The following is a 15,620-nucleotide window of genomic DNA, read 5'->3' as shown; positions in this document are numbered from 1 at the left end:
CAGGGCATCAGGGCGTCAGGACGTCAGGGTCGCCGGCCGAGCTTGGCGAGCAGCTTCTGCCAGGTGTCGGCGCCGGGGGGCGGCGGCACCGGCTTCGCGAACAGGCCCGAGCCCGAGAGGTCGTCGGCGTACGGCTCCACCTCGTGCAGGGTGAAGTCCACGAGCTCCTTCGAGGGGTGTTCCTCGGCGCCGATCGCGCGCGAGAGGTCCCAGGCGTGCACCACCAGGTCGGCGATCATCTGCGCGCAGTAGGCGTGGGCGGCCGTGCTGCCGAACGACAGCTGCACCGTGCGGTCCAGCGCCTCATGGGCGCCGAAGGCCTCCTGGGCCGTGGCGGCCGCCCGGTCCCAGACGCCGACGGGGTCCTCGCCGAGCCGGTCGCCGTCGAAGGCGTCGCCGACCTCCTCCACGGTCGAGCCGGCCAGCATCGGCGGCACCCACATCTGCTCGACGGCCAGGTGGTTCACCAGATCGCGCACGGTCCACTCGGTGCACGGCGTGGGCGCGTCCCACTGCTCCGGGCGGATGGCGTGCACCCGGTCGGTGAAGAGGTCGAGCGCCTCGGCGTGCCGGGCGAGCACGGTGCGCCGCCGGGAGTCGGTCAGGTTCTTGTCACCGGTCATGGTGCCCATGATCCGTCCGCATCCGGGCCGCGGCCAGCGCGGCGGCGGCGAACGCCGCCCCGCCGGCCAGGGCGCCCCGGTGCTCCGAGAGCCACAGCTGGGGCCCGTGCACCCGCGCGCCCCTGCCGAAGTCGCCGTGCGCGCCGTAGTCGTGGCCGCCGTCGCCGTCGACCGGATGCCACAGGTTCACCGGCGACGTCACCGGAGCGGGATCGGAGCGCTGCTGCGCGGCGTAGGCCGTCCGGGCGAGGTAGCGGTCCATCAGGCCGGGCGCGACGGCGTTGGCGACGAGGGTGGCGACGGTGCTGGCTCCGACCCAGTACTCGCGGCGGCGCGGATGGGCGGCGGCGTGCACGATGGCGCGGGCGGCGAGTTCCGGCTCGTAGACGGGCGGTACGGGACGGGGACGGCGCGGCATGCGGTTGAGCACCCAGCCGAACTGCGGGGTGTTCAGGGCGGGCAGCTGCACCATGGTCGTACGGACCTTGCTGCGCTGGTGGAGCAGCTCGCACCGCAGGGCCTCGTGCCAGCCCTGGATGGCGTGCTCGGCACCGCTGTAGGCGGACTGCAGGGGCAGCCCGCGGTAGGCGAGGGCCGAGCCCACCTGGACGACGGTGCCGTGGTCGCGCGGGAGCATGCGGGAGAGCGCGGCGTGGGTGCCGTACACATAGCCCAGATAGGTGACCTCGGTGACGCGGCGGAACTCCTCGGGCTCGATCTCGACGAAGGGGGCGAACACGCCGGTGAAGGCGTTGTTGACCCACACGTCGACGGGCCCGAACACCTCTTCCACGCGGTTCGCCGCGTCGGTGACCTGCCGGTGGTCGGCCACGTCCACGGGCACCACCAGCGCCTGGCCGCCGCGCGTGCGCACCTCGGCGGCCGCGGCCTCCAGCCCCTTGTGCCCGCGCGCCAGCAGCGCGACGCAGGCGCCCTGCCGGGCGAACGCCCTGGCCGTGGCACGCCCCACGCCGCCGCTGGCACCGGTCACCACCACGACGGACGGCTTCGTTCTCTTCATCATCGGCGCCGGGTACCCAGGGCCCGGCGCCATAAACGGAAGGGGCCGATGTGACCGGACTTCCCTCGTCCGGGCGAGGGCCCGCTCGCCGGGCGTCCGGCTCGTTCACCCGTTCCAGCGATTGCGGGCGGTGGCCGGCATTACCGACCCTTGACGGCGGGGCTCGCGTGCCCCGGTGGATGCCACGGTGCCGCCCGCGCCGGGGAGACGAGAGAGGGGAACGTCCTTGACGACCGCTCCTGCCGTGGCGGGCCCGCTCCCGGCCGAGGTCACCGCGTTCGCCGCCCGGTGGTGACGGCGCCCGGCCCGGGGGCGGACGCCGGGCACGAGGGGTGTCTGACCCGCTCGGCGTTCACCACCGCGCTGCACGCCCACGCCGATCAGTACTGGTCCCGGCACCCGGTGCACCTGCGGCTGCACCAAGGGGGCCTGACCGGGCCGGAGCTGCGGCGCTGGATCGCCAACCGCTGGTACTACCAGAAGCTGCTGCCGCAGAAGGACGCGGCCATCGTCGCCAACTGTCCCGTGCCCGAGGTGCGCCGCCGCTGGACCGAGCGCATCACCTACCAGGACGGCACGGCCGAGGGGCACGGCGGCAACGCCCAGTGGCTCGCCCTCGCCGAGGCCGCGGGACTGACCCGCGCCGAGGTGCTGGACGAACGCCACGTCCTGCCCGGCGTCCGCTTCGCCACGGACGCCTATGTGACCTTCTGCCGCACGCGCCCCTGGATCGAGGCCGTCGCCGCCTGTCTGACCGAGCTGTTCGCGCCAGGCCTGATGCGCGACCGGCTCGCCGCGCTGCGCACCCACTACCCCTGGGTCGACCCCTCCGGCCACGGCTACTTCACCACCCGTCCGGCGGCGGTCGCCGACGACGCCCGGCACGCCCTGGGCCTGGTCCTGTCGTACTGCACGACCCGTCAGCTGCAGGACGCGGCGCTCGCCGCCCTGACGTTCAAGTGCGACGTGCTGTGGAGCATGCTCGACGCCCTCGACCACGCGGGCAGGACGGACTCCGCCCCGCCTGGAGGGTGTCCGCCCCAGGACACGCCCTAGCGGACCGGGGCGGGCACCCGACGGGCGCCGACGGGGGCGTCCGCCGTTTCGGGGGTCTTGCGCAGGGCCCCGGCCAGCAGCAGGAACCACACGCCCACCAGCACCAGATGGGCCCGCTGCGGAACCCCGTGCCAGCCCGGCCGGCCGAACAGCGGGCCGACCGTGGCCAGGGCCGACAGCAGGGCCCCGGCCAGCACCCACGGGCCCCGGCGGCGGATGAGCGGGCGCGGGCAGGGACCGGGGCCGGACGCGAGGACGAGCAGCGCCATCGAGGCGAACAGCGCGGCGTGGACGAGCGCGCTGGTGGTCGTGTGCCAGGGATTGACGGCCTCACAGCCGCGCTCGATGGACGGCGCGCAGTGCATGGGCACGATGACGTCCGCCACGGAGAACGCCCCGAAGGCCACCAGCGACCACCAGCCCGCCGACGGCAGGCCGCCGGCCGTGCGGTCGCGGGCCAGCAGGGCGCCGGTCACCACCAGCACGGCGGCGATGATCTCGATGCCGCCGAAGAGGACATGGAAGCGCTGGTCGGCGGCGTACAGCTCGCTGACGTAGGAATGCCGGGCGTCCAGGCCCGTGGGCAGGAGGAATTCCAGCAGCCAGTCGTTGTAGACCACCGCCGCCGTGGCCAGCAGCAGGGACGCACGGCCGCCGCGCACAGCCGCCGCCGGCCGGCCGTGGAGCCGGCCGGCGGCGGCCCCGCGGACGACGGTGGAGGAATCGCGCATCGGGCTCCTTACCCGTTCGGCCGCGCGGGTGGTGGCCCGTAGGCCGGCGGGGGCGGCATCTGCGGCGCCGGGGTGGTCGGCGGCGTCATGTGCGGAGTGGTGGCGGGGGGCATGGGGTGCGGGGACGTGGGCTGCTGGGGCTTGGGCGGCTGCGGAGGCTGCTGGGGCTGCTGGGGCTGCTGGCCGCCCGGGGAGGTGGCCGGGCGCGGCGGTTGCGTGGTCATCCCGCCCTTGGGGGCGGAGATGGGGCGGTCCTCCTCGCCGTCGGTGCCCACCGGGCGCTCGAACCACTCCCGGGTCTCGGGGTCGTAGACCACGATGACCTCCATGACGGAGTCGGCCGGGTCGACCACCACCACGTCCTCCGGCCGGTAGGCCGGCCAGGTGTCGCCCTTGGCCTTGGGCGTGCCCTTCACGGCGACCGGCGGCTTCAGGGGGTTGCCGCACGCGCAACGTACCCTGGGCACGCCCCGGTCGTCGACGAGCACGGCCGTACCGGCCTGCAGGACGGACTGGAAGCTGGTGACGGAGCCGTCCTTGTAGCCGTGGTTGGTGACCCGGGTGTCGGTGCGCAGCTGCAGGGGCGTCAGGCCGCGCAGGTAGGTGGCCAGGCCGCCCGCCTCGATGCCCGCGGCGCCCGCGAAGGCGCGGGCCTTGGACTGGTCCTGGTTCAGATAGCCGATCTGGCGCTCGACGTCGCAGCTGGCGACGTTGCGGGTGCCGCCGTAGAGGCCGGGCGTGGAGCCCTGGACGGTGCGGGGGCCGTTGCCCGTGCCCTGGGGGTGGGCGGGGGCGGCGGCCGCGGCGGCGCTGGAGCCCTTCGCGGAGGAGTGGGTGAAGGGATCGCGGCCGTCGGCCGACGCGGCCTGCAGGAAGACCTCCCCGGCGGGCGTTCCGCTCTGCCTCATGAGGAAGACCGTGAGCGCCGCGGCGATCACCACGACGGCGACCGCCGCCGCCAGCGCGGCCTTGGACCGCCACCACGGCGCGCCACCGCCGGGCCGTTCGGCCGGGGTGCCGCGGCCGCCCGAGGGCGGGGCCGGCGGCCCGGGGGGCTCCTGGGGGACGGACGGGCCGGAGGGCTGGGACGGCCAGTCCTGACGGGTGGCCTCCGGTTCCTCGGAGGGGCCGGGCGGCTGCGATCCCCGCCCGGACAGCGGGCCGGACGGAGGACCGGTGGGGCGTTTTCCTGACGGTGGTTCGGACGACACGGCCCTTCTCCTACGCTGGAGGCTCTTTGTTCCCTTTCGCCGCCCCTGCGCACATTGTGTGTCCCAAACCGGTGCGCCCCGCAAGCGGGCGTGCGGGGCGGCCCCACGGTGCGTGGCCGGGATTCCCCCGGGCGCCCGCGCGGACGGGTGGCCCGGCGCGGTCCGGTCTACGTTGGACGATGTGAGCCAGCCACCGACGTCCCGTGCCCCACTGGGGGCCACGCGTGAGCTGCGCGCCTGGGCGCAGGCGCTGGCGACGGTGGCCGCCGGGGTGGCCGCGATGGCCGTGGTCGCCGCCCTCGGGCTGTGGGCGGCGGGCGCCGCCGACCTGCCGGACGGGGCGTTCGCCGCCGTCGTCGCGGCGGTGATGGTCACGGCCGTCGGCGGCACGGTCGAACTCTCGGGCGACGCGGGCTTCATCGCGCAGACGGGCGGCGGGCTGGCCGTGGTGCCGCTGTCGGTGACGCTGGCCGGGGCGCTGGCCCTCGCGGTCCTCTTCCTGCTGCCGATGCGGCACCACGCGGTGACGAGCGGGCGCGCGCTGCTGGCCCGTGTCGCCCGTACGGCCGTGCTGTGGCTGCTGGCGCTGCTGCTGATCGCGCTGGCGGCGCGGCACACCTTCCGGATCCAGGTGGGCGAGGAGTTCCTCGACGAGCTGGGTGAGGCGCTGGGCGCGACGCCGACGGTCGGCTTCCGCGCCGCCGTGGGCCCCACGCTCGGCTACGGACTGCTGTGGCTGCTGGTGCTGCTGGCGGTGGCCCTGGCCGCGTCCCGCAAGACCCCGCTGCCCTCGCGGCTGCTGCGGTTCCAGGACTCCGTCCGGCCGGCGGCGTTCGTGATGGTGGTGGTGCTGCTGGCGTACGTGGTGCTGGGTCTGCTCGCCGGAGTGGTCGCGGCCGTCACCCGGGGGCACGCGGCCCAGACCTTCGCCGTGCTGCTGCTGGGCCTGCCCAACCTCGCCTGGATGGCGTTCGGCATCGGCCTGGGCGGCGCCTGGGAGGGCCGGGTGCCGGGCGACATCGGCCTGCCGGTGCCCAAGCCGCTGGCGGCGGTGCTGCGCGAGACCGACGGCGGGAGCCGCACGGTGGACCTCTCCTCGCTGTCCGCCTACGACGGGCGGGCCTGGCTGCTGGCCCTGCTGGCCGCGCTCGCGCTCCTGGCGGCCGGCTTCGTGCTGGCCGTGCGCTCGCCCGCGGGGACCGCTCCCTGGCGGCTCGCCGTACGGCTGGCCGTGGCGGTGGCGGTCACGCTGCTGATCGTCGGTCTGCTCACCCGGGTCTCGGCGATCTTCGGCCTGTCGCTGCTGGGCCTGGGCGACCTCGGGGACTTCGGCGGCGAGGTCTCGCTGCACGCGCGACTGCTGCGGCTGGTGGGGTTCGGGTTGCTGTGGGGGCTGTTGGCGGGCTTCATCGGCGGCCTGGCCGGGTCCTGGGCGCTCCGCCGGGAAGAGAGCCGGGAAAGCCGGGGAGAGGGCGCGCCGCCCGGCGGGTGAGCCGGCCAGCGGGTGAACCGGCCTACGGGAACACCGGTGCCGCCCACTTCGGCGGGTCCGGCGGCGGACCCGCGGTCTCCACCCGGGTGGCCGAGTGCCCGGGCGTATGGTCCGGCACCACTTCCGGCGCGACCGGGCGCTCGCGCCCGGCCAGCCGCAGGGCCGTGACGAACTCCAGGCAGCTGTCGTACCGGTCGTCCGGCGCCTTGGCCAGGGCCGTGGTGAGGACCTCGTCGACCCGCGCCGGAAGCCCCCGCACGTGCTGGGACAGCAGCGGCGGCGGATCGTACTGATGCGCCCACAGCAACGCCATGTCGTCGTCGCGCTGGAAGGGCGGCGCCCCGGTGAGGGTCTCGAACACCACGCACGCCAGGCTGTAGACGTCGCAGCGCCCGTCCACCGGCTTGCCGGAGATCTGCTCCGGCGCCACATAGTCCAGGGTGCCGACGAACTGGCCGACGCGTGTGTAGCCGGTCAGCGACAGCGACTTCTTCGTCAGGCCGAAGTCGGTCAGGTAGACGTGCTCGGGGTGGTCGCTGTCGGTGCCCTCGGCCACCAGGATGTTCCCCGGCTTGACGTCCCGGTGGACCAGGTCGTGCGCGTGCGCGGCATCCAGGGCCGAGGCGACCTGGCCGGCGATGCGCACGGCGGTGGGCAGCGGCAGCGGGCCCTCCCGGTCCAGCAGGGCGCGCAGGTCCAGCCCGGCGACGTAGCGCATGGCGATGTAGAGCACGCCCTCGACCTCTCCGGCCTCGAACACCGGCACGATGTGCGGGTGGTCGATGGCGGCGGCCACCCGTGACTCGTGCGCGAAGCGGTCGCGGAAGGTGTCGTTGCGGGCGAGCTCGGGGGCCAGCAACTTGAGGGCGACGGTGCGGCCCAGGCGCAGGTCGGTGGCGCGGTAGACGACGGCCATGCCGCCGCGCCCGATCTCGCTCTCGACGCGGTAGCCGGCGAGCTGCCGGCCGATGAGCCCGGACGGGCCGGGGGCCAGCGTGGCGTCCGGGTGGGCGCGGCGGTCGTCCTCGCCCGCCATCAGGCGTCACCGAGCCGGGTGGGCGGCGGGCCGGAGGCGGGGCTGTCCAGGCGCGTGGGCTCGGGCGGGACGGACGACGGGGCGGGCTCGGGCGGGAGAGACTGCGGGGCGGGCTCGGGCGCGGCGAAGGTCGTCATGGTCGTGCCGTCGCAGTAGCACCAGCGGTCGTGCTCGGCGTCGTAGAGCCAGACCGCCTCGCCCTCGACCACCGCCCCGATGCGCAGGCCGTGGGTGGTGCGCTGGAACGTCTCCCCGTCCATGCGGCCCGCCGCCAGCTCCTCCACCGCTTCCCGGTAGCGGCCCAGGGTCTCCTCGACGCGGGCCAGCAGCCTGCGCGCGTCGGCCGTGCGCGCCATGGGCGCGCCCGCCGGCGGCGGGCTCTCGGGGAGCGTGACCAGCAGCCGGGCGTCGACCCACGCCGCCCAGCCGTTCGAGCAGAGCACCTGTCCCCAGTCGCCGCGCCGGGTGAGCAGCCGGACGGGCAGCAGCGGGTCCATGGGCTCGGTCGGCACGGACGTGTCCGGGGCGGCCCAGGTGGACAGCCCGTCCTTGGGCACCACATGGGTCGGCTCGAATCCGGGGACGTCGGGGGCGGCGTCGTAGGGGGAGGGGACGGCGTTCATGCCCCGTCCTCACTTCCGCATGACGGCGGGCTCGTGGCGGCGCAGCAGGCGCACGACCAGGAGGCCGAGGACGACGGACAGCACCACCATCATGCTCATGCTCAGCATCCAGGTGCCGACGGCGTGTTCGAAGAGGGGGTCGGTGCTCTGGGCGCCGGGCGGCGGGGTGGGCGTGCCGGGCTCGGGCGGGATATGGGTGACGTCGATGGTGCTGCTCATGGCCGCCAGCGCCCAGCGGGCGGGGACCAGCCAGGCCAGTTGCTCCAGGACCAGCCGGTTGTGGAGTTCGATCATCCCTCCGCAGAAGACGACCTGAACGAGGGTGATCATCACCAGCAGCGGCATGGTGACCTCTTCGCGGCGGACCAGTGCCGACACCACGAGGCCCAGCATCATCGAGGTGAACGCCAGCAGGGCCTCGGCCAGCGTCATCTCCACCAGGGGCGGCATGAGCACGCCCTGCCCGCCGGGGGCGCGGGTGTCCACGCCGGCGAGCGCCACCAGGGACAGGACGATCGCCTGCACGACCGTGATCACACCAAGAACGACGACCTTCGACATCACATAGGCGGATCTGGACAGGCCGACGGCGCGCTCCCGCCGGTAGATGACGCGTTCCTTCACCAGCTCGCGCACGGCGTTGGCGGCGCCCGTCAACACGCCGCCGACGCACAGGATGAGCATGACGGTGTTGGCCTTGTCCGCCGAGGCGAACTTGGTGCCCGCGGACAGCCGTGCCATGCCGCCGGTCAGGAACGGCAGCGCGATCATGATGGCGAGGAAGGTCCGGTCGGCGCTCAGCGCCATCACGTACCGGCGCATCAGCGTCCACAGCTGGCTGCCCCAGCTCTGCGCCTTCGGCGGCTCCTCGGCCGCGGCCGGGGCGGGGGCGACCGCCCCCAGCCGGGGCTGGTCGGTGGCCGCGGCGATGTACTTGCGGTGCTCGGGCGAGGTGCGGTAGTGCCCGGCCCAGTCCCGGTCCCGGTCGTTCTCGAACGCCTCGAAGGCCTCGGGCCACTGGGCGAAGCCGAAGAACTCCAGCGAGTCCCCGGGCGGACCGTAGAAGGCGATGCGCCCGCCGGGGGCGAGGACCAGCAGCCGGTCGCACACGTCGAGGCTGAGCACGCTGTGGGTGACGACGATGACGGTGCGGCCGTCGTCGGCGAGGCCGCGCAGCATGGTCATCACGGAGCGGTCCATGCCCGGGTCGAGGCCGGAGGTCGGCTCGTCGAGGAAGAGCAGGGACGGCTTCGTCAGCAGCTCGAGCGCCACGCTGACGCGCTTGCGCTGGCCGCCGGAGAGGCTGTGGATGGGCAGGTCGGCGCGCTGTTGGAGGCCGAGTTCGGCGATGACCTCCTCGACGCGGGCGTCCCGCTCGGCCTTGGCCGTGTCGCCGGGGAAGCGCAGCTCGGCGGCGTAGCGCAGGGCGCGCCGCACGGTCAGCTGGGCGTGCAGGATGTCGTCCTGCGGGACGAGTCCGATGCGGGCGCGCAGCTCGGCGTAGTCGCGGTACAGGTCGCGCCCGTCGTAGAGCACGGTGCCGCGGTCGGCCGGGCGGAGCCCGGTGAGGGCGTTGAGCAGGGTGGACTTGCCGGCGCCGCTGGGCCCCACGACGGCGAGCAGGCTCCGGGCGCCGACGGGGAAGGTGACGTCGTCGAGCAGGGTCTTGCGGCCCTCGTCGACGTGGACGGACAGGTCCTGGACGTCGAGGGAGACCTCGCCGGTGTCGACGAACTCCTGCAGCTGGTCGCCGACCAGGCAGAAGGCCGAGTGGCCGATGCCGACGATGTCGCCGGGGCCGAGGGGGCCGCGCTGGACGCGGACGCCGTTGAGGTAGGTGCCGTTGTGGCTGCCGAGGTCGACGATCTCGTGGCCGCCGCCGGGCAGGGCACGCAGTTCGGCGTGGCGCCGGGAGACGACGAGGTCGTCGACGATGAGGTCGTTGTCGGTGCTGCGGCCGATGCGTACGGTCCGCTCGGGCAGCGGCCGTACGGACGTGGGCTGCCGGAAGGTCCCGGTGGCCGAGGGGTGCGAGACCGACGAGGGCCGGTCCGCCGGGTGCGGCCGGACGCCGGTGACGACGGCGGCGGGGCCGTCTGCGGGGTTCCCGAAGCGCACGACGCTGCCGGGATGCACCTCCAGGGACCGGATGCGGTGGCCCTCGGTGTAGGTGCCGTTGGTGCTGCCGGTGTCCTCGAGCGTCCAGTGGTCCTCGACCGCGCGCAGCACCGCGTGGTGCCACGAGACGCGCGCGTCCTGCAGCACGATGTCGCTCGAAGGGTCGCGCCCCACGTGGTAGATCCGGCTCGGACTCATCACCTGCGAGCCGCCATCGGCTTCGACGACGAGTTCGGGGGCGGAGGGTGCGGAGGGTGCGACCGACCGATCTCCCATAATCCTCATCGTACGGCCGACGGCTCGTGGCCGCCTTCCGGCGGCCGCGCGGAAGGGAGCACCGGTGACCGGCGGGTTTCACGGGCGGCTGCCCTTCTTCGTCTACGGGACGCTGCGCCCCGGGCGGCACAATCACGCCCGTTTCCTGCGGGGCCGGACGGTGGCGGAGGTGCCGGCGAGGCTGCCGGGCGCGGTGCTCTACGAGGGGCCGGGCTACCCCTACGCGGTCGAGGGGGCGGCGGGCGAGGTACGGGGCGAGCTGATCACCGTGGCCCCGGCGGTGTACGACAAGGTGCTGGCGTCGCTCGACGCGCTGGAGGGCCACCGGCCGGGCGACCCGCGCAATCTCTACGAACGCGTGGTGTGCGAGGTGACGGTGGAGGGCGGCGGCACGGTGCGCGGGTGGGTCTACGTCGCGGCGGAGCGGCTCGCGCGGCGACTGCGGGCCGAGGGCCGAAGGGTGCCGGGCGGCGACTGGATGGGGTGATTCGCCCTCATCAACTCCCGTTTGTCGTCTCACATGACGAGCGATCGGCCAACTGCGGCAACCTGCATACCCCGTGACCCCTCTTCATCGCCGGGACGACGGGATGTCACCCCATGATCGCCGACTGTTGATCATTTGTTAACAACTGGTCAATTGTTCGACATTTACCCTATTATCACTTTTCATGAGCATGCCAATGCGTGCACAGTCATTCACGGACCACAGGTCCCCGTGGTGTCGCTGGTGACGGCACCGCGCGCACGCTAGCGGTCGGGCATGCCCGAACCGCCCTGATGGCAAAGGGCGCTGAAAAGTGCGTAATTCCCCCACATCTTCCATATCGGCCTCGTCCCGCAGACGTCTGGTGGCCGTCGGTGTCGCGGTGGTCGCCGCCGCGACCATGGCCGGCACGGCCATCGCCACCCCCGGCGCCTCCTCGGACCCCGCAGCCGCCTCCGCGCGGTCCGCGGCCGGCGCCGCCAAGCAGTCGGAGATCGTCAAGGCGGCCCGCTCCGCGGCGGCCGCCAACGCCAAGGACACCGGCCTCGGCGCGGACGACACCCTGAAGGTCAAGGACACCCTGGTCGACCCGGAGGGCAAGCGGCACGTCCGCTTCGAGCGGGTCCACCGCGGCGTCACCGTGATCGGCGCCGACATGGTCGTCCACCTCGACGCCAAGCAGCAGTACCTGGGCGTGACCCGGGCCAACGGCCGCAAGGTCGCCATGCCCAGCGTCACCCCGAAGCTCAGCGCCGACGAGGCGGCGACCAAGGCCGCCAAGTCGGCGGGCGGCACGGCCGGCAAGGCCGAGCTGGTCGTGGACGCCCGCGGCGGATCCTCCGTCCTGGCGTACCAGGTGACCGTCAAGGGCGGCGACGCCGAGACCGGCGTCTCCAAGGCCGTCGTCGTCGACGCGGCCTCCGGCAAGGTCATCAGCAGCACCCCGCTCAGCGACGGCTTCATCTCGCCGCGGCTGAAGTCCACGCTGCGCCAGAAGGGCCAGCAGGCCGCCCCGCGCGTCGCCGCCAAGCCCACCACGTCCGGCGTGGCCAAGCCGGCCGCCGGCGCCTTCCCGGCGCCCGCGAACGGCACCGGCGCCTCGATCTTCGCCGGCAACGTGCCGCTGCTCACCACGCAGACCGCGAAGAGCTCCTTCACCCTCAAGGACCCCAGCCGCGGCGACGGCGAGACCCGCGACGCGGGCCGCAAGGAGCTCGGGTCCTTCGGCGCCGGCAAGGCGTTCACGGACGCCGACAACAAGTGGGGCAACGGCACCGCCCGCGACTCCGCGAGCGCGGCGGTGGACGCGCAGTACGGCATCACCAGCACGTTCGACTTCTACAAGAAGACGTTCGGCCGCAACGGCATCAAGAACGACGGCACCGGCCCGCACGCCCTCGTGCACTTCGGCGACAAGGTCGGCAACGCCTTCTGGTCCCCCGACTGCGCCTGCATGCTCTACGGCGACGGCGACGGCGAAACGTTCAAGCAGCCGCTGGTGGCCCTGGACGTCACCGGTCACGAGCTCAGCCACGGCGTCATCGAGGCCACGGCCGACTTCCAGCCCACGCGCGTCGACGCCAACGGCAACCAGTTCGGCGAGGCAGGCTCCCTCAACGAGTCCCTCGCCGACGTCTTCGGTGTCGGCGTCGAGTTCACCACCGGCAACGCCGCCAACAAGCCGAACTACCTGCTCGGCGAGAAGCTCGGCCTGGAGCAGAAGTTCCTGCGCCGCATGGACAAGCCCTCCCTCGACGTCCTCGAGGGCACGGTCGACTACTGGGACGAGGGCTCCTACGACCGCGAGGTCCACGCCGGCTCCGGCGTCTCCTCGCACGCCTTCTACCTGCTGGCCGAGGGCAGCGGCGCGAAGACGATCGGCGGCGTCTCCTACGACTCCCCCACCCACGACGGCTCGACCGTCACCGGCATCGGCCGGGACAAGGCCCAGCAGATCTTCTACCGCGCCCTGACCCGGTACATGGTCTCCACGACCGACTTCCACGAGGCCCGCGTCGCCACGCTGCAGGCCGCCGCGGACATGTACGGCAAGGACAGCACCGAGTACAAGACGGTGAACGCCGCCTGGTCCGCGGTGAACGTCACCGAGGCCAACACGCCGAAGGCCAAGGCCGCGGCGAAGCACTGACCTCACGCGAAGGGCCCTCGGGCCGCGGCTTCCGCCGCGGGCCGAGGGCCCTTTCTTTGACGTTTTCGACTTTTTCGATGTTCTCGACGTTCTCGACGTTCCGTACTCGCCCTGCCGGGCTACGCGGCCTTGGGCGCGCGGACGGTGAACGGCAGCGCCTGCGAGAAGAAGGACATGTCGCCGTTGGCGACCGTCACACCCGCGTCGGCGGTGGTCACGTCACGGGGGGCGGAGCCGGCGACGGCCACCTTCAGCCGGTAGACCGCCACGGCACCCGGGGCGAGGGGGCCCTTGACGGCGGGCAGCAGCCGGGCGCTCATGCCCGGGTCGCAGCCGCCCGCGAGCAGCGGGACGCGGACCCAGCCCTGGCCGGTCCGGTACTGGCTCAGCACCAGGTCCTTGGGCGTCAGGGCGTGGCTCGCGCCGGCCCCGTAGGCGAAGTAGGAGGCGGCGAGGGACGGGTAGGCGCGGTTGGTGGTGTTCTTCACCGTGACCGTGACCTCGCGGGCGTCGCCGCCGCGCTCGAGCACCGTGCCGTTCTTCCAGCCGCCGACGGTGACCTGGGGGCGGGTGGCGGTGGTCGTGCGGGCGGGGGCGCGGTAGGTGTGACCGCGGCCGTCCTCGACGGAGGCGGTGACGCTCAGGGTGCCGGGACGGTCGAGGTCCTGCAGCCGCAGCGCGACGGTGTGCGGGTGCGCGGCGCTCGCGCCCTTGGCGGTGACGGGGAAGGTGAAGACGCCGCGGGTGGGCCAGCTACCGCCGCCCGGCGCGGTGTCCAGGTCGAGCCAGCGCTTGGTGCGCGAGTCGAAGCGCTGCACCGACAGGGAGTCGGTGCTGAAGCCCTTGCTGGTGACGTCGAGACGGACCTTGCCCTTGGTGACGGGGGTTCGCAGGGTGACGCTCGAGGGCGACCACAGGCCGATGGGCAGCTGGGAGGTCACGCTGTAGGAGACCTTCTGCGCGGCGGTGCCGGTGGCGGCCGGCGCCGGCGCCTCGGCGGATTCCTGCGCGGCCGTCCGGGCGGCCGTGGCGCTGCCCGCCGCCGGGGAGGTGTCGCAGCCCGTCTCCGCCCGCACGCCGGCGGCGGGGGCCGCGTGGGCCGCTCCCGCCGCTCCCATGACCAGCGCCAGCCCGGCCGCCAGCGCCGCCGCGGTCCTCCCGGCGGCCTTACGAGCCACCGACGACCGCTGCTGTCCGACATTTCGCGTCATTTACCGCCCCTGCACGTGGGATGTTCCGTACGTCCGTACGCCTCTGGCCTCAGAGAGCGCCTTCCACAGCTGATGGTTCCCCACCGGGAACGGAAATCCCACGAATTTCGTCCGCACCCGCGGACGGTGACAAACCGTTAGGGGTTGCCGGGGGCGGATCCCGCCCCGGCAACCCCCGTGGGGCCCGCTTCAGCCCGCCGCGGCCTCGCCCCCGCCGCGCAGGTAGACGGCCCGGGTGACGACGAGGCACAGGACGTAGTAGGCGAGGAAGGCGGCATAGGCCGTCTCGCCCGTGCCGCTGTGCCCGAACGCCTCGCGGAAGGCGGTGTTGATCAGCACGCCGCCGAGGGCGCCGACCGCCCCGGCGAGTCCCATCAGCGCGTTCGCCCGCTGGTGGGAGCGCTGTTCGGCGGCCCGGGGGTCCATGCCGGCGGCCGTCCAGCGGCGGGCGGCGGCGCGGTAGATGCCGGGGATCATCTTGTACGTCGAGCCGTTGCCGAGGCCGCTGAGCAGGAACAGCAGCACGAATCCCGTCAGGAACAGCGGCAGCGAGCCGTCGTGGGACGCCAGCAGCACCAGGCCGGCGCCCGCCGTCATGGCGATGAACGTCCAGAACGTGACGCGGGCGCCGCCCCAGCGGTCGGCCAGCATCCCGCCCACGGGCCGCACCAGCGAGCCCAGCAACGGGCCGAGGAACGTCAGCGCCGCCGCCCGCACCGGAGTCGGGAAGTCCGCGGGGAACTGCACCAGCAGCACCTGCCCGAACGCGAAGCCGAAGCCGATGAACGAGCCGAACGTGCCGATGTAGAGCAGGGACATCGTCCAGGCGTGCGGGTCGCGGGAGACCTCGCGCAGCGGACGGCCGTGCTGGCGGGCCCGGGGCAGGTCGTCCATGCGCAGGGCCGCGCCGAGCGCCGCCAGCACGATCAGGGGGATGTAGACCAGCGGTACGAGCCGGGGGTGGGCGGCGCCGGCGGTGGCCAGGACCAGCAGGCCGAGGAGCTGCACGGCCGGTACGCCGAGGTTGCCGCCGCCCGCGTTGACGCCCAGGGCGCGGCCCTTGAGGCGCTGGGGGTAGAAGGCGTTGATGTTGGCCATCGACGAGGCGAAGTTGCCGCCGCCCAGTCCCGCGACCGCCGCCACGACGAGGAGCGTGGAGTAGGAGACCCCGGGCTCGAGGACGTAGGCGATCAGGCCGGTGGGGATCAGCAGGGCGAGCGCGCTGACGAGGGTCCAGGTGCGGCCGCCGAAGATCGTCACCGCGACGGTGTAGGGCAGCCGCAGCGCGGCGCCGACCAGGGTCGGCACCGCGGTGAGCGTGAACTTGCCGGCCGGGTCGATGCCGTACTCCGGCCCGAGGAAGAGCACCAGGACGGACCACAGGCTCCACACGGAGAAGCCGATGTGCTCGCAGAGCACGGAGTACACGAGGTTGCGGCGGGCGGTGCGGGCGCCGGTGGCCTCCCAGAAGGCCGGGTCCTCCGGGCGCCAGTCGTCGAGGTGGCGGGTGCGGGGCCGCGCCGCCGTGGCCGGCGGCGGGGGTGTCCCGAGGGTGGGGAGAGCGGGGTTCGTGGTCACTCTCCAAG

General features: G+C 73.7%; 13 protein-coding genes. 4 read left to right on the top strand and 9 right to left on the bottom strand.

Features of this window, described 5'->3' with window-relative positions; genetic code table 11:
- Positions 1 to 23 precede the first annotated feature (23 nt).
- Both J1792_RS14560 and J1792_RS14555 read right to left on the bottom strand, forming a co-directional pair.
- Positions 24 to 623, bottom strand: coding sequence for a TIGR03086 family metal-binding protein (locus J1792_RS14560; RefSeq protein ID WP_086569367.1), 600 nt, complete (start codon positions 621 to 623; stop codon positions 24 to 26).
- On the bottom strand, positions 613 to 1,644 hold the full coding sequence (locus J1792_RS14555; protein ID WP_086569418.1) for an SDR family oxidoreductase: 1,032 nt from the start codon (positions 1,642 to 1,644) through the stop codon (positions 613 to 615). Before J1792_RS14555 ends, J1792_RS14560 begins: the two co-directional genes overlap by 11 nt.
- 291 nt (positions 1,645 to 1,935) lie before the next feature.
- On the opposite strand from J1792_RS14555, the gene pqqC reads away from it, so the two are divergent.
- Positions 1,936 to 2,700 (top strand): pyrroloquinoline-quinone synthase PqqC, encoded by a 765-nt coding sequence (gene pqqC, locus J1792_RS14550; protein ID WP_242705114.1) that lies wholly within the window; start codon positions 1,936 to 1,938, stop codon positions 2,698 to 2,700.
- Here the strand turns inward: pqqC and J1792_RS14545 are convergent.
- Both J1792_RS14545 and J1792_RS14540 read right to left on the bottom strand, forming a co-directional pair.
- The gene (locus tag J1792_RS14545; protein WP_207247399.1) at positions 2,697 to 3,431 is read right to left on the bottom strand and encodes a DUF998 domain-containing protein; all 735 of its coding nucleotides are present in this window, start codon (positions 3,429 to 3,431) and stop codon (positions 2,697 to 2,699) included. The genes pqqC and J1792_RS14545 overlap by 4 nt on opposite strands.
- An 8-nt stretch (positions 3,432 to 3,439) precedes the next feature.
- Positions 3,440 to 4,642 carry a DUF6777 domain-containing protein gene (locus tag J1792_RS14540; RefSeq protein WP_207247398.1) on the bottom strand — a complete coding sequence of 401 codons (1,203 nt, stop codon included), beginning with the start codon at positions 4,640 to 4,642 and terminating at the stop codon, positions 3,440 to 3,442.
- Positions 4,643 to 4,823: 181 nt separating this feature from the next.
- Between J1792_RS14540 and J1792_RS14535 the strand changes: the two genes are divergently transcribed.
- Positions 4,824 to 6,134 carry a streptophobe family protein gene (locus J1792_RS14535; RefSeq protein ID WP_307842986.1) on the top strand — a complete coding sequence of 437 codons (1,311 nt, stop codon included), beginning with the start codon at positions 4,824 to 4,826 and terminating at the stop codon, positions 6,132 to 6,134.
- 22 nt (positions 6,135 to 6,156) lie between these two features.
- On the opposite strand, the gene J1792_RS14530 is transcribed toward J1792_RS14535, so the two are convergent.
- The 3 genes from J1792_RS14530 to J1792_RS14520 are packed head-to-tail and all read right to left on the bottom strand — an operon-like array spanning position 6,157 to position 10,187.
- Complete coding sequence (locus J1792_RS14530; RefSeq protein ID WP_207247397.1) at positions 6,157 to 7,170, bottom strand: serine/threonine-protein kinase; 1,014 nt, start codon at positions 7,168 to 7,170, stop codon at positions 6,157 to 6,159.
- Complete coding sequence (locus tag J1792_RS14525) at positions 7,170 to 7,793, bottom strand: hypothetical protein (protein WP_207247396.1); 624 nt, start codon at positions 7,791 to 7,793, stop codon at positions 7,170 to 7,172. Before J1792_RS14525 ends, J1792_RS14530 begins: the two co-directional genes overlap by 1 nt.
- A 9-nt stretch (positions 7,794 to 7,802) precedes the next feature.
- Positions 7,803 to 10,187, bottom strand: coding sequence for an FHA domain-containing protein (locus tag J1792_RS14520; protein ID WP_207247395.1), 2,385 nt, complete (start codon positions 10,185 to 10,187; stop codon positions 7,803 to 7,805).
- A 64-nt stretch (positions 10,188 to 10,251) separates the two neighbouring features.
- On the opposite strand from J1792_RS14520, the gene J1792_RS14515 reads away from it, so the two are divergent.
- Both J1792_RS14515 and J1792_RS14510 read left to right on the top strand, forming a co-directional pair.
- Positions 10,252 to 10,674, top strand: coding sequence for a gamma-glutamylcyclotransferase family protein (locus J1792_RS14515; protein WP_086572958.1), 423 nt, complete (start codon positions 10,252 to 10,254; stop codon positions 10,672 to 10,674).
- Positions 10,675 to 11,074: 400 nt separating this feature from the next.
- Entirely contained in the window at positions 11,075 to 12,823 is a 1,749-nt protein-coding gene (locus J1792_RS14510) for a M4 family metallopeptidase (protein ID WP_086572966.1), read from the top strand.
- Positions 12,824 to 12,942: 119 nt separating this feature from the next.
- On the opposite strand, the gene J1792_RS14505 is transcribed toward J1792_RS14510, so the two are convergent.
- A complete protein-coding gene (locus tag J1792_RS14505; RefSeq protein WP_207247394.1) occupies positions 12,943 to 14,034 on the bottom strand; it encodes a hypothetical protein in 1,092 nt (363 codons plus the stop codon).
- A 189-nt stretch (positions 14,035 to 14,223) separates the two neighbouring features.
- On the bottom strand, positions 14,224 to 15,612 hold the full coding sequence (locus J1792_RS14500) for a nitrate/nitrite transporter (RefSeq protein ID WP_207247393.1): 1,389 nt from the start codon (positions 15,610 to 15,612) through the stop codon (positions 14,224 to 14,226).
- Between the last annotated feature and the right edge of the window lie 8 nt (positions 15,613 to 15,620).

The organism is Streptomyces triculaminicus, assembly GCF_017349075.1.
Classification (GTDB): domain Bacteria; phylum Actinomycetota; class Actinomycetes; order Streptomycetales; family Streptomycetaceae; genus Streptomyces; species Streptomyces triculaminicus.
Note: the sequence above shows the minus strand (reverse complement) of the source record. Positions and strands in the feature narration are given on the sequence as shown.